General features: G+C 66.5%; 14 protein-coding genes and 1 pseudogene. 9 read left to right on the forward strand and 6 right to left on the reverse strand.

What is annotated here, in order from left to right; genetic code table 11:
- Positions 1–6: 6 nt before the first annotated feature.
- From AQI95_RS39750 to AQI95_RS39765, 4 genes are all read right to left on the reverse strand, one after another.
- Positions 7–963 (reverse strand): thymidylate synthase, encoded by a 957-nt coding sequence (locus tag AQI95_RS39750; protein WP_067135645.1) that lies wholly within the window; start codon positions 961–963, stop codon positions 7–9.
- Positions 960–2,813 (reverse strand): hypothetical protein, encoded by a 1,854-nt coding sequence (locus AQI95_RS39755; protein WP_067135647.1) that lies wholly within the window; start codon positions 2,811–2,813, stop codon positions 960–962. The genes AQI95_RS39750 and AQI95_RS39755 overlap by 4 nt, the downstream gene beginning before the upstream one ends.
- Positions 2,810–3,439, reverse strand: a complete 630-nt coding sequence (locus AQI95_RS39760; RefSeq protein ID WP_067135649.1) for an HAD family hydrolase — start codon at positions 3,437–3,439, stop codon at positions 2,810–2,812. The genes AQI95_RS39755 and AQI95_RS39760 overlap by 4 nt, the downstream gene beginning before the upstream one ends.
- Positions 3,440–3,540: 101 nt before the next feature.
- A complete protein-coding gene (locus AQI95_RS39765) occupies positions 3,541–4,029 on the reverse strand; it encodes an ATP-binding protein (RefSeq protein ID WP_079071842.1) in 489 nt (162 codons plus the stop codon).
- A 343-nt stretch (positions 4,030–4,372) separates the two neighbouring features.
- On the opposite strand from AQI95_RS39765, the gene AQI95_RS39775 reads away from it, so the two are divergent.
- Positions 4,373–5,761 carry an NsdA family TPR-like regulatory protein gene (locus AQI95_RS39775; RefSeq protein ID WP_067135653.1) on the forward strand — a complete coding sequence of 463 codons (1,389 nt, stop codon included), beginning with the start codon at positions 4,373–4,375 and terminating at the stop codon, positions 5,759–5,761.
- A 75-nt stretch (positions 5,762–5,836) separates the two neighbouring features.
- Complete coding sequence (locus AQI95_RS39780) at positions 5,837–6,322, forward strand: TrmO family methyltransferase domain-containing protein (protein WP_037857391.1); 486 nt, start codon at positions 5,837–5,839, stop codon at positions 6,320–6,322.
- Positions 6,323–6,420: 98 nt separating this feature from the next.
- Here the strand turns inward: AQI95_RS39780 and AQI95_RS39785 are convergent, their stop codons facing one another.
- A complete protein-coding gene (locus AQI95_RS39785; protein WP_067135655.1) occupies positions 6,421–6,819 on the reverse strand; it encodes a hypothetical protein in 399 nt (132 codons plus the stop codon).
- 148 nt (positions 6,820–6,967) lie between these two features.
- Between AQI95_RS39785 and AQI95_RS39790 the strand changes: the two genes are divergently transcribed.
- The 7 genes and pseudogenes from AQI95_RS39790 to AQI95_RS39810 all read left to right on the forward strand — a co-directional run bounded on the left by AQI95_RS39790 (position 6,968) and on the right by AQI95_RS39810 (position 12,484).
- On the forward strand, positions 6,968–8,074 hold the full coding sequence (locus AQI95_RS39790; protein WP_067135657.1) for a helix-turn-helix domain-containing protein: 1,107 nt from the start codon (positions 6,968–6,970) through the stop codon (positions 8,072–8,074).
- Between the two features lie 16 nt (positions 8,075–8,090).
- Positions 8,091–8,759: a YdcF family protein gene (locus AQI95_RS39795; RefSeq protein ID WP_067135659.1), complete on the forward strand. Its 669-nt coding sequence runs from the start codon at positions 8,091–8,093 to the stop codon at positions 8,757–8,759.
- Positions 8,701–9,084: pseudogene (locus tag AQI95_RS49975) on the forward strand (WbqC family protein); the annotation flags it as partial. The gene AQI95_RS39795 and the pseudogene AQI95_RS49975, both read left to right, overlap by 59 nt.
- 80 nt (positions 9,085–9,164) lie before the next feature.
- Positions 9,165–9,491: a WbqC family protein gene (locus AQI95_RS49980; RefSeq protein WP_279617048.1), complete on the forward strand. Its 327-nt coding sequence runs from the start codon at positions 9,165–9,167 to the stop codon at positions 9,489–9,491.
- A 743-nt stretch (positions 9,492–10,234) separates the two neighbouring features.
- Positions 10,235–10,426, forward strand: coding sequence for a helix-turn-helix domain-containing protein (locus AQI95_RS45715; RefSeq protein WP_244189023.1), 192 nt, complete (start codon positions 10,235–10,237; stop codon positions 10,424–10,426).
- A 168-nt stretch (positions 10,427–10,594) separates the two neighbouring features.
- Positions 10,595–11,581, forward strand: a complete 987-nt coding sequence (locus AQI95_RS39805) for a tyrosine-type recombinase/integrase (RefSeq protein ID WP_244189021.1) — start codon at positions 10,595–10,597, stop codon at positions 11,579–11,581.
- A 186-nt stretch (positions 11,582–11,767) separates the two neighbouring features.
- Positions 11,768–12,484, forward strand: coding sequence for a DUF4839 domain-containing protein (locus AQI95_RS39810; RefSeq protein WP_067135662.1), 717 nt, complete (start codon positions 11,768–11,770; stop codon positions 12,482–12,484).
- Between the two features lie 176 nt (positions 12,485–12,660).
- On the opposite strand, the gene AQI95_RS48520 is transcribed toward AQI95_RS39810, so the two are convergent.
- Positions 12,661–13,085, reverse strand: a 425-nt coding sequence (locus tag AQI95_RS48520) for a hypothetical protein (protein WP_208614379.1), incomplete at its 5' end; no start/stop codon positions are given.

Genomic DNA, 13,085 nt, shown 5'->3' on the forward strand with positions numbered 1-13,085 from the left:
TGGCCATCACCGCGTCCGCGCCGTCTCGCGCGCGGTCGAGGCACTGGCACGGCGGTTCAGCTCGCCGTACCAGGCGATGAGCGCCTCGCCCAGCGGTCCGTCGATCTTGTCGGCGACCCGCCACGCCTGCTCACGCGCGCCGTCCTTCCACAGGCGGTAGCTGCGCAGTGTCTCAGCCATCGTGTCCCAGCCCGGGTGGCCGGTCACGTCCCGGGCCTCGACCTGGGCGAGCAGATCGTCGAAACCCCGCCACGGTGTGGTGAGGTCCGGCATGCCCGCGCTCGCGGTCACCGCGGTCAGCTCTTCGGCCTGGTCGAGATGGTTCTCGTAGATGTGCAGTGAACCCACGTGGTGGTGGAACTCGCCCAGCTCGGCGCCGAGCCAGCCCGCGACCAGCTCGTGCAGCACGGTGTAGAAGAACAGGTCGTACGGCATGCCGATCCACACGTCCTGACCACGCATCGTCGTCGACATGTGCAGGCGGCCGGCGCGCAGATGGAAGCCGAAGCCCAGCGTGCAGGGCACGTCCTTGTGCCCGGCGGCGTCTTGGGCCGGGTCGTAGAGCTGGATCAGGGCCCGGCGGGAGTCGGGGTCCTCCTTGAGGATCTCGACGACACGGCTCAGCTGATCCACGTTCCCGGCCCACTTCCGCATCCGCGGCCCGTACGCGCCCCGCAGGACACCGTCGTCGGCGTACTGCCGCAGGCGCGCGTTGTAATCGAAAATCCACGGGGCGTCCGAGCCGGAGAGGTGCCACACAGTCTCCGCCACGGCGAATGCGGGGTTGATGACGCGTGCCGGCGGTGCGTACAGCAGGCGGGCCCGCGGCTGGGTCAGCCGCATGTGGACGTCTAGCACCTCACGGGTCGCCACGCCACGAGGGCTGACCCTCTCGCCGCTCTTGGCCAGGGCGACAGCGCCGACGAAGAGTTCGGCGACGCTGTCGGCGGTCAGGTGTGTCATCGGGCAGGTACTCCTTCGCCCTGCGGCAGTCCGGAATCGGCGCTGCGGGCCTCGTGGTTGATGTGGAGGGAGTGCATGACATGGCCGCCCGAGCGGCGGGTGATGAGGCATGCGACTTGGGCGGCGCTGTCGCCGCGCCACCGGCACACCGCGTCCGTCGCCGCCCGGTCGGCAGGCGGGCGCGGACCGCGCAGTGCGAGGAGGGCGTCGGCGATTTCATTGGCGGTACTGCATCGCCGTGCAAGGCCGTGGTCGGAGAGTCCGAGCGTGCGCTCGCCGGGCGAACCGAGTTCGAGCACCGGAACGCCCACCAGCGCGGCCTCGATGCCGCACGTCGAATAGGCGCTCGCCAGGGCGTCGGCACCGGCGAGGCAGCCGCGAGCGCCGACCCGGGGATCGGCCACGGCCACCAGGGGCCGACCGTCCCGTTCGAGCAGGGGGGCGAAGACGTCGACGCTCTGTGCCGGATGCGGCGCGATGACGAGGCCCCAGTCGCTGCCGGCCTGCCATAGACCGTCCAGCAGCAGGTCGGCCTGGGCCTTGAGCCGGTCAGGACCGAAGGGCTGGCAGGCCCACACCGCGATACGGGCAGGACTGCGACGCGGGCCGGGGGCCAGCAGATTTTCCAGGTAGCGCCGCTGGGTATCGCGGCCGAGGCCAGCGAGTACATCGAAGCGAGGCTGGCCCAGGACATGGACTTTGGCGTCAGGGTGGCGCACCCACTCCTTCGCGAGGGGGAGATCCCGCTCACCCATGACCACGATGTCGCGGCTGTGCAGCGCGGGCCATGCGACCGACTCAGCCGTCCAGGCCCCGTGCTGGACGTGCACCGTATTCACCCCATGGCGCTCTGCCACATGTACGGCCAGCGCCCCCAGCGGGCTGGTGTCGTTGCTGACCAGGACGGTATGCGGCCGTGCGGCGGCGAGAACGTCGTCCAACCATGTCTCCGCCAGGACCACGGATCGCCAAGACGGCTGGGTGCACCCGCCGCTCGTCTTCAACAGAACGGATACGAGGCGGAGCAATCGCGCCAGTTGAACCTCGTGCTCGTCGACTCGAACGACGTGGCCGTCATCCTGCGGCTTCAACCCGTCCACGGCGCCGGAGAGGTCGAAGAGACTGGGCGGAGGCGAGCACAGGTTCACCCCCGCGACCCCCGAAGCCGGGCACCGCTCCGCCGGGTCGGTCGCCAAGTCCACCACGAGGCTGGGGCGCCCGTTCCTGGCCAGCTCCTCCAGCACTGGCAGCAGAGTGGCCGCGTGACGGGACGACCACGACAGCGCCACCACCTCGCTCACTGGAAGCTCCGAGGGAGCCGGGCTCGGCACCGATGCGACCGTCGGGGCATGAGGGAGGTTGCGTAACTGCGCGGATCGGAGGGGGTTGTGAGGGGCTGCGGCTCCGAGCAGGTAGGCGATGCCCGACCAGGTGACCGTGTACGCCCGGTACTCGCGGGAGCTGCTCGACCGCAGTCCGACGAGTCCTTCGTAGGGCGCGAGTCTCAGCGGACCTGGGGCCTTGGCGAACGGCTCCCACGCGCTGAGCGCCGCCAGCTTACGTACGACCTGTGCCACCAGGCGCCGCGCCGGCACGTGCTGGACGTACAGCCACCCCGCGCCACCCGGCGTCCTCGCAAGGTCGGCGCCGTACGCTTCGAGGGCCTCCATCACATGGTCGACCCCTGCTTCCGCGTCGCGCGGGTCGAAGGGCAGGGCCTCCAGTTCGGACGTGGTGATCCGGTCGGACTTCATGGTCGCGAGCGCGCCCTTGCCGACCAGCGCCCACAAGGGCTTGCCATCGGAGTCGGCGCGGGCGATGCCCAAGGCGCTGCACTTGGTCGGCGTCATACAAGGCTCCCTTCGAGGATCGGCCCGGTGTCCATGAGCCGCAGCAGCTCCTTCGGCGATGCGGCGACGACGGGGGCCGGGGGGCTCGGGGTGCCGTAGCCCCAGCCCGCATGCACGTACGAGACGCCAGCGCGACGGGCTGCCTCCTGGTCGACCGCCATGTCGCCGACGTACAGCGCATCGGCCGGGTCGGCACCCAGGTCGATCAGGGCGAGCAGGATCGGGTCTGGCGCGGGTTTCCCCCGCCCCACCCCGTTCGGCGTGCGCACCGTGCCGAACGGGACGCCGAGCTGAGCCAGGAGAGGGGTGGCTCGCGACAACGGCTTGGACGTGACAATCCCCAGCCGCCAGTCGGCAGCGGCGAAGGCATGCAGGACCTCCATGACGCCGTCGAACTGTCGGGCAAGGTGCGAGGCGGCCGTCGACGCCTTGGAGTAGGTCTGGTGGATCGGCTCGGCGTCAGCGAGCCCGAGCTGCTGCATGATGTCGGCGAAGGGCCGACCCAGGTGACGCTCGTACTCCCCGAACGGCACGTCGAGGCCGTGGTCTTTACGGACCTGATGCCACGCGCGCTCCATGACCGGGCGGGTGTCGACGAGCACGCCGTCCAGGTCCAGCAGCAGCACACGTACGGCATCGGCGTCGAAGCCCCACCTCGTTCCGCCGGAGGTCGGCGCGGGTGAGGAAGTAGGCCGGGATGACATCAGGGATCTCCAAGGGAAGGGGGTTAGGAGGTGAAGGGCGACTCGGTGCGCCTCACGAGCGCGATCACTCTCTTGCCGCGTCCGTCTTCCTTGGGGCAGGCAGCCCAAGCGTCGGCCGCTGCCGACACGAGGTGTAGGCCCCGTCCGCTGGTGGCATAGAGCGAGGCGATCTGAGGCACTGGGGGCTCAGGGGAGTTGTCTTCGACCTCGATCCCCACAACACCGGCCTGCAGGGCTAACGTCAGCGTGATCTCTTCGACGGGCTCGCCTTCCACCCTGGACGGAAGGCTCAGGCCGACGCCTGGAGTTCGGCCGTGCCGCTCGGCGTTGGTGGTGAGCTCGCTGACGATCAGTACAGCCTGGTCCAGAAGGTCTTCCACCCCCCACGCCGTCAGCGCTTCCCGGGTGAAAGACCGTGCCTTGCCCGGGGCCCTGTCGTTGGCGGCGAGCGTCAGGCTTTTCTTCCGTTCGGGAGTGCTGATCACACTGCCCAGACTTTCGATTCGGTCCATGCTCGCCTTCTCACAACTGGTGCTTGAGCCCGCGGAGGACTCGATCGGCGGTCTTGTCGGAGTGGTCGAAGGGGCGGAGGTTCTGCACGAGTACGGCCACCGGCGGCGAGTGGTCGAGGTGCCGTACGCCGGACGTCGGAGCGGGAGCGCGCCCGTCGCCCGACCCAGTCCGGGTATCGGCGCCAGTCGTGTGGCTGGTCTTCACCGGTTTCCTCCCGGACAAAGGCAGTTGGTGGTTTCGTTGACCACGAGCGAACCGTGGATCACATCGCGGCGGTATCTCCCGGCGGCTGCCGGGGCCGTCAAACCCGTCAAAGATCGTTTTGGTGAACCGAGGTAGACGATGGCGCGCGAGCGGAACGTGAAGCTGGCCGACGCGATCGCGGAAACAGGCTGGTCGCAGCAGAAAGTGGCGGCTGCTTTCGTGAGGGTCGCGGCCGAGGTGGGAGCAAAGGAATTGTTGGGCACCAGCCGCTCGCACATCGCCATGTGGGTGGCGGGAACGCAGCCCTCGGGCAGAGCGCCGCTTATCTTGTGCGAGACGTTGTCCCGGCGACTGCAACGCCCCATCACACCAGCTGAGATCGGGTTCTCCGTGCTGGGCGCGGATGCAGTCGCGGCATCGGAGTGGAACGTCGATACGCTGACTGCGCTGGTAGACCTTGGGAGAAGCGACGTGGACCTCGAACGCCGCCGATTGCTGGCCGGCGCCGCCTACTCGGTGGGTGGCCTGGTTCTGCCTGGACCGCAGTGGTGGGATGAGGCTCCCCAACGGGCAAAGTCCCGTCCCGCTGCGACGAGCCGCAGGGTCGGGGCCGCCGAAGTCAGCGCTGTGCGTGAGATGACGGAGTTCTTCTCTCGAAGAGACCAGCGCCACGGCGGCATGGACGGCCGTACGGCTCTCTACCAGTACCTCGTCGACGACGTGGCCAGGTACGTGGGAGGGACATTCACCAGCGACGGCACCCGTCGTGCCCTGCTCGCCGCTGCCTCCGAGGCGGTGTACGTCGCCGGCTGGATGAGCTTCGACGCCTCCCGCCATGAGGCCGCGCGTCGCTACTTCACTCTGGCCCTGAAGCTCGCGGCGGAAGCCGACGACGCTCCCCTCGCCGGCCACATCTTGCGGGCGATGGCTCACCAGGCAACGGACCTCGGCCACCCGGGGGCTGCCGTCGACCTCGCCACGGCTTCCGTGGAGCGTAAGCGGTACACCCTCGCGACCCCTCGCGAGCGGGCACTGCTCGGAGTGGTGCAGGCACGCAGCCTTGCCGCCGACGGACAGAAGCGTGCCGCGATCGCAGCGCTTCTCCGGGCCGAGGACGACCTTGCTGCGGCGGACGTCGGCGACGAGGAACCGAGTCGGGTGTGGTTCTTCCAGCGGGCTTCCCTGGCCCACGAGACCGCCCGCACCCTGTGGACGCTCGGCGATCTCGACGGCGCGCTCCAAGAATTCAACAACAGCGTGCTGACCAGGAAGGCGGACACCTTCAGCCGGACCCACGCGGTGACGTTGGGCTACATGGGCGCCGTGCAGGCCCGCAAGGGGAATGTGGAGGCCGCCTGCCACACCTGGGCACAGGCCCTGGACGCGATGGAGGGCGTCCAGTCGGGCAGAGCACGCGAGGCAGCCGTGAACATGCGCCGGGTGCTGTCCCCTTTCCGCAATCGGGGAATCAGCGTGGCGGCGGAGATCGACGAGCGCGCCAAGGCCGTACTCGAACGAGTAGCCTGACGGCGCCATGGTGGTGAAGGCGGGCATGCTGTGGCTGACCGCCTCGCCGTGCCGCGAGCGGAGAAGGGGGAACCCGTGTCCACACAGTCCATTGAGGTGCCGGTGATCGCCGAAGTAGTCGGGGGCCACAAGGGGCGCCTCGACGACTTCAAGGGCGGTGTGGAGTCGATCATTCGGCTGCGCCCGGAGTTCCCCGAGGAGACCCTGCAGGGGATCGAGGAGTTCTCTCACCTCCAGGTCACCTGGTTCTTCAACTTCGGCTCTCCTGAAGACGTTGCCCTCCACGCGCGCAGCCCGCGGGACAACCCGGACTGGCCGGCGACGGGAACCTTCGTGCACCACAACCACCGGCGTCCGGCTCGCCTCGCGACCTCGTTCCCGCGGTTGCTCCGCGTCGACGGACGGGACCTGCACGTCGTCGACCTCGATGCGGACGACGGCACGCTGGTGGTGGACCTGGTGGCGGTCTTCAAGGAGTTCCTGCCGCGCGGCAACGTCACCCAGCCCGCGTGGCCCAGCGAGATGCTGAAGGACTACTGGAGGAACGCCGCCGAGCGCTGACTCGAGGCACCCTCCGCAAGCGATGCTGGCGGCCGGCCGGGACGTAGCCGCCCGAGCAGGCGCCAACCACGGTCGCGCAGGGCTGTACCGGCAGGCACTCATCGCTCGGTGCCTCCGGCGGCGAGGGATGGGGCGCCTTCGCCTGGTGGAGCCGTCTGCTCACCACGGATCAGCAGCAGATGGGCGCCGATTTCGGTCAGCTGACTGCGCCGTTCAGCCGCTATGGCCTTGGGGCCGAGGTGCGACGGGGTGGGAAGTACGACCCCATAGGACCGAGTGGCCGTGAGGGCGTCGAGCATGCCCACGAACGCGTACGGCGTGGAAGAGCAACGCTCCATGTAGACACCGGCCAGTGTCAGCTCGTGACGACGGCAGTAGTCGCCGATCGCCATCGTCAGGGCCAGCTGACGAGCACGTGAGACCCGCAGCAGGCGCAGGTAGCCGAACACGAGCGGACCGGTGACGTGTCGCTGTTCGGTGAGGGGTTCCAAGATCATGACCGTCCATCAGGCCGTCTTCGGAGGGGCACTTCGAGCCTGATGGCGGCCGAGTGGTCAGGGAATCCACGGCCGTCCCACTTCTGTCCCACTTCCGTCCACCTGACGCGACACAGCGTGCTTCGATGGCAACGGAAAGGAGTGGCACGTGGCGACCGTTCATGAATGGACCGGCCTGGAGGCGCTTGCCCTCCGGAAGGCTCTCCGCTTGAGCGTGCGTGCCTTCGCCGAAAGACTGGGCGTCTCGGTCAATACCGTCAGCAACTGGGAGAAGTTTCTGGCCAAGCGGCGACCCAATACGGAGAGCCAGGCCATCTTGGATACAGCGCTGGCCCAGGCGAACGCGCAGACCCACGTGCGTTTCGAAACAGAGCTCGCCAAACTTGCCGAGGGGTGCACCCCTCCGGAAACGACCGGGCGCGTCACCATTCCCCGCCCACGAGCCTGGGACTACGAGACGTGGGCCGACGACTTGGAGCGCGCAGTGGTGGCCCTTGCCCGTCAGAACTTTCCTTTTGCAGAATCACTTCTGCACCGCTGGACCTCTCGCTACAAAGCCTCGGAACTGGATGAACGGGGCTTGTCCTTGCTGGCACGTTCCACCGCGCTGCAGGGAGACCTGTTGCGAGACCAAGGGGCCGTCGTAGGCCCTCTTTCGGCCCAGCGCGCATACGCCAACGCTCGTTCGCTTTATACACAGTTGGAGATCCCGCGCCGCGTAGCTCAGCTCGATCTCTCCCTAGCCGTTGTCATAGAGATGGTCGGCGAACTTGAGACGGCGGCGCGCCAGTACGAGGACCTGGCAGCCGACGATCGACTGTCCCCTCGTGATCGTGCCCGCGCTCGTTTGTGGGTGGGCACGGCTCTGAGCAAGGACGGCAACCACGACTATGCGGTCAGCGTTATGGAAGCAGCGGTCCACGTCTTCGAGGACCTCGCCGAACAGGAGGACTGGTCGGTCGCGCAACAGAAGCTGGCCCTCGCTCACCGCGGTTCCGGGAACCTCGATGCCGCCCTACGCCTCATCGACCTTGCACGCAGTACAGGCGTCACGGACTCGCCCATGCAGCGGGTACGCCTGGACACCGCATATGGCCACATCCTGCTCTCCGATCCCGCAACCCTGGATGATGGGCTACACGTCCTCGACGACGCTGCCAGGGAGGCAGCCCAGTACAGGCTGAGCCACCAGCTCCGCAGCATCACGGACATCCGGAGGACGGCCGACGGGGCAGCCCGCCCCACACGACGGTGACCAGGGAGACAAGCGAGTGACCGACAACCAGCCGGCCATCACCGAGGAGCAGATCAGCAAGGCCAAGCTGGTCTGGGACTTCCACCAGATGCATCACGACGTGGGCCCCGTCGACGTCGCGATCGGGCTTGGCAGTCACGACCTCGGCGTGGCCGCCTTCAGCGCCGAGCTGTACCGCGCCGGCCTGTTCCCCACTCTCGTGTTCACTGGCGGCAACAGCCCGACCACAGCCAAGGTGTTCCCCCGTGGGGAAGCCGTGCACTTCCGCGAGCACGCCCTCGCCCTTGGTGTGCCGGATGGCGCGATCCTCGTGGAGCCGAACGCCGGCAACACTGGCCAGAACATCACCCTGTCCCGCGATGTCCTCGCGTCTGCCGGCATCACACCGAAGTCCGTGCTGCTCGTCTCCAAGCCCTACATGGAGCGCCGCTCCTTCGCCACCGCCCGCAAACTCTGGCCCCAGGTCGAGGTGACCTGCGCATCGGAGCCCATGGAGTTCGACGACTACCTCAAGAGCATCGGTGACGAGAAGCTCGTCATCGACATGCTCGTCGGCGACCTCCAGCGTGTTATCGAGTACCCGAAGCTCGGGTTCGCCATCGAGCAGCATGTCCCGGAGGACGTACATGCCGCGTACGAGTCCCTTATCCGCGCCGGATTCACCAGCAGACTCATCGCTTCATGACCTCCCCGCGCCCGGCGGGCTGTGCGCGATCCACCAGCCGAACTTCCTGCCGCGACTGAACACCCTGGCCAAGCTGTTCGCGGCGGACTACTGGATCGTGCTCGACGACGTCCAGTTTGCCCGCCGCGACTACCAGCACCGGGCCCGGCTGGCCAGCATGTCCCACCCAAGCCGACGTCAATGGCTCTCGATCCCTACCCACCTTCCTTATGGTCGGTCGACCCTCATCCGGGATGCTCTTCTGGTCGACCCGGAACGCTCGCGTCGACGAGTCATGCACATGCTCGCGCAGCACTGCGGCAGCTCCACTGACTGGCCGCTCTTCCGGCAGGAATTGGAGTCCGTGCTCGACGAATTCTGGCGAACGGACAAGATTGCTGATGTGGCCGAGAGGCATCCACGCGGATGCTCCTCGGGCTGCTGGGCTGGAAGGGCCGCATCCTGTACAGCAGTCGTTTGCCCGCCCGCTCTGAGCGGTCGCAGCGACTCGCCGACCTCGCAGCGGTCACCCAGGCCCGGAGCTACCTCTGCGGTACCGGCGGTACACGCTACCTCGGTGTGGTTCCCTTCACCGCCCACGGGATAAGCGTGGTTCCCTTCCGTACGCCTGCATCTGGAGTGTGGGATTGCGGGCACGAGCTAAGCGCCGTGCACCCCCTCATGACCTACGGCATCCGGGCCGTAACCAAGGAAGTGCGTGCCGTTGCCTCCCAGTACCGCTTCGCCGATTGACGCGCAAACTATTTGCATGAGGTCGGTGGCAAAACGGCCTGCGACGGTCCTACTCATTCGGCTGGGTCGATCTACGGCCGGGCGGTCATTTTGCCCGGGCTGCGGAAAACTGTAGCCAGCAGCGAGAACGCCCCAGACAGGGGCCGCAGTCCGCACCTGCTAAGCGTCCCGGGACTTAAAGGGACTTGCGGCTTTCAGTATTCGCTCACGGCAGACGAGAAAGCACGCTCAAAGGCTGGAACGCCACGCGGGGCTATGTCAATCTACAAGACCTTGAAGGCACGTGGGCGGGTGAATGGCCCACCGGTTACAAGGTGCGGCCGCGAGGGTCGTGTTGTTTAGGGAAAGGGCAGCGGCGCTGCGAACACAGCTAGCGGTCAAAGACCAGGAGAACAGGGGTTAAGACGTGCAGTTGGTGCCGTGAGTGTCAGCCGATGGTCGTCTTCTTGCCTGGCGCGACCGGAACATAGACCACGATCGCCGGTTAGCCAAACCGGCGATCGTGGCGACCATTGAGGGTGTTCGCGGTCGGTTGTGCTTGGCGGTGGAGCCGCACCGAACGCAGGACAGCGCTTGAGCCTGAGAGGAGAACGAAAGCGTCGCTGGCCTGCGACCTTCTGGCATCACCAGTACGCCTCCGCCTGGGGGTGGCAATGCCTCTTCCTGCTCAACATGCCAGCTGAACCGATGCGTCGGCTTCTTTCACACCCCACTCTCAAGGACTCACCATGCCTGCCCGTCTGATGTCCATTCCCGCTGTCGCCGCCGCCTTGGACGTCGATCGCCGCACTGTCTACCGCTTCATTGCAGCCGGGGAACTTCCGGTCGTCGACCTGCGCACCGGAACGGGCCGCTCGCGCGTCCGTGTCCCCGCATCCGGCTTGGAGGAGTTCATTACCAGCAGATCAGTCCCTTCCCCGCCCGCCCGCCGCTGACCTTGGCTGTCAGCATGGTCCTCACCGTCCCCGGAATAAAGGAGTAGTGCCGCGTACCTGCGCAAGTTGAAGTCCGGCAAGTGGCAGGCGACCGTACGCAACCGGACAGGAGACCGGTTCAGTGAGTCATTCCCTCTCAAGGCTCAGGCGCGAGCTTGGGGCATCGAGATGGAAACCCAGTTCGCCCACGGAAGCATGCGCGACCCGAGGGCCGGCGAAATCGCGTTCCGCGAGTGGCACGACCGTTGGTGGAGCGCCCGCGTGGTCGAGCGCCACACCATGCGAGGCGACGCCTCCTGCATCAAAAACCACGTCATGCCCTACTGGGCGGACTGGGAGATGCGCGCCATCACCCGAATGGACGTCCAGAGCTGGGTCCGCTCCCTGGTCGAGAAGGGCACGGGTGCTGCCGCGATCAAGCGGGCCTACAACCTGACGTCCTCGATCATGCGCGCGGCCGTCGACGACGACGTGATCACGGTGAGTCCTTGCCGCAGCATCGACCTGCCCAAGATCGCAGTTAAACCGCCGCAGTGGTTCACACTCGATCAGGCGCAGAGCATCCTGGACGAACTGCCCTCCCCCTGGAAGACGATGTGCCTGCTCGGCTTCTACACCGGATTGCGCTGGGGTGAACTTTCCGGCCTTCACCGACACCGCATCGACCAGCGTCGCTCGCGACTGTTCGTGGTGGAGGTCAACACTAAGAGCGGCATCAAGGAGTACCCGAAGAGTTCCAAGAGCCGCCGGGAAGTTCCGCTGCCATCCCATGTCCTGGAGGCACTTGAGCGCCACATCTACGGGCTAGACCGTGACGCGGTGGTATTTACCACCATCACCAAGGGTAGGGCTGGACGACTCCTCGATGACGGCAACTGGCGGAGGCAGACCTGGTGGCCGGCTGTAGAAGGCGCCTACTACTTTGACGACGACGGTGAGCAGCAGCTTGTCCCGCACTACCCACCGCACTCCATGCGCCACACGTGCGCCTCGTGGCTGGTGCAGCAGGGAGTCTCGCTCTACGAGGTCCAGCACCTCCTCGGCCATGAAAGCTTTCAGACCACGCAGCGCTACGCCCACCTGCAGCCGGACGCTCACAAGGCAGTCCTGGGAGCCTGGGAGCGAATGGAAGCCCCGCTCACTGTAGCTGCATGAACGTTCCTCTACCCCTGTCCGTGCAGGACAGGGGTGGAGGCGTTTGAAAGCAGGCCACTGCCCGGATCGCGGCGTGCTGCAAATGCCGGTGGTGAGCGGGCAGTTCCTGATGCCGGGCTACTCGCGGAGTCCTCTATGCTCGCGCCCAGTTGCAATGACCAGTTCGCTTCAGGGGCGGGGAGCCGCATGGCCAATGAGATCAAGTACGAGTACAAGGTCGTGCAGACGGTTCGGGGCACCGACGGCTTGGTCATCTCGAAGATGCAGAAGGACGGCTGGGAGCTCGTGGAACAGCTCCCAGGCAGACTTCGCACCACCCTCAACTTTCGTCGGCCGAAGAGGCCACTAGCGTGGCGTCTGATCGGGGCGGGGGCTGCCGTCCTCGTGGTCTTGGCTGCCATCATCGTCACTGGCGTTGCGCTCGGCGACGGAGACAAGGAGAAGAACGCCTCACCCAGTTCGACGGCCATCGGTGAGAAGCCTTCCACTACACCCCCTGCAGATGAGCCGACCGACGCTGAGGTGATCACGGCGCAAAACAATCGCGAGTTCGCAGCGCTGTTGAAGGCGGACCCGTGCAGCGAAGCGAACGTGAACTTCGCAACCAAGCACGAGGGGCAGTCGATCGCCTTCGACGGGTCAATCAGGCACATGGCGTCCTATGGGGATGATCAGACCCGCTACGACTTCCTTTCCGGTCCAGGCGACAAGGGACCGCAGACAACGGACGGCCCAAACTACAAGTACGAGGACGTCAACACCGGCGATCTGCACCTGACTGGTCAGCAGGCCCCTGCAACCGTTGCAGTTGGCAACAAGTTCCGCTTCGTTGCGGAGGTGATCGGGTTCAACACGGTTCAATGCGTCTTCCGCCTTGCCCCGGTTTCGACGGAGGCCCGGTAGCCGAAATGGGAAGCCTTCCCATCATGGAGGGGGCTGCGTGATGGAACGACACACCTCCATCGCCTCATCCGCTCCGGAGTTTTGGACTTTCCAACCAGATTGTCAGTCCGCAGCGCCATCATTGGCCCATGCCCACATCCAGCCCTGCCCGGCGGCTCGCCGACCACGTTCAACATCTACTCGGCAGCGGTCCGTTTCCGCATCCCGACGGATGGACCCACATGGGTGCTGTCATCTGCGACGTCAGCTTCCAGCCCCGGTGCAAGTACGAGAGGAATCTCCGACCGCGGCTCCTGGACCTGCTGTTGAGTTGCCTGATGTGTTCGCACGTGGCCCTTGATGTACATCTGCGCGCCTTCGCCGTCGACGCTGGCGTTCCAGACCTCCCGTACGACCAGTTGCACGCTGTTTATGAGGAAGTCGCAGTGCTTCTCGGGCACGACAAGGGCGACCTGGAGCACGCCGTTTGGCGGCATAGGTCGAAGGGCGCGTAGCCACCCAGCGAGCCTGGCCGTTGTAGGTGCGGGCAGTAGGCCGATCTGCTCTTGGGTGATGCGCGGCCGAGTCCGGGACCTTGCCTCCGGTCTTCTCCTCTCACCAG

Origin of the sequence: Streptomyces yokosukanensis, from assembly GCF_001514035.1 — a bacterium.
Classification (GTDB): Bacteria; Actinomycetota; Actinomycetes; order Streptomycetales; family Streptomycetaceae; genus Streptomyces; species Streptomyces yokosukanensis.

What these genes read in the sequence shown, in the direction of transcription:
- AQI95_RS39750 (WP_067135645.1), bottom strand. Translation starts at nt 963, where the DNA reads ATGACACACCTGACCGCCGACAGCGTCGCCGAACTCTTCGTCGGCGCT.
- AQI95_RS39755 (WP_067135647.1), bottom strand. Translation starts at nt 2,813, where the DNA reads ATGACGCCGACCAAGTGCAGCGCCTTGGGCATCGCCCGCGCCGACTCC.
- AQI95_RS39765 (WP_079071842.1), bottom strand. Translation starts at nt 4,029, where the DNA reads ATGGACCGAATCGAAAGTCTGGGCAGTGTGATCAGCACTCCCGAACGG.
- AQI95_RS39775 (WP_067135653.1), top strand. Translation starts at nt 4,373, where the DNA reads ATGGCGCGCGAGCGGAACGTGAAGCTGGCCGACGCGATCGCGGAAACA.
- AQI95_RS39785 (WP_067135655.1), bottom strand. Translation starts at nt 6,819, where the DNA reads ATGATCTTGGAACCCCTCACCGAACAGCGACACGTCACCGGTCCGCTC.
- AQI95_RS49980 (WP_279617048.1), top strand. Translation starts at nt 9,165, where the DNA reads ATGCTCCTCGGGCTGCTGGGCTGGAAGGGCCGCATCCTGTACAGCAGT.
- AQI95_RS45715 (WP_244189023.1), top strand. Translation starts at nt 10,235, where the DNA reads ATGTCCATTCCCGCTGTCGCCGCCGCCTTGGACGTCGATCGCCGCACT.
- AQI95_RS39805 (WP_244189021.1), top strand. Translation starts at nt 10,595, where the DNA reads ATGGAAACCCAGTTCGCCCACGGAAGCATGCGCGACCCGAGGGCCGGC.
- AQI95_RS39810 (WP_067135662.1), top strand. Translation starts at nt 11,768, where the DNA reads ATGGCCAATGAGATCAAGTACGAGTACAAGGTCGTGCAGACGGTTCGG.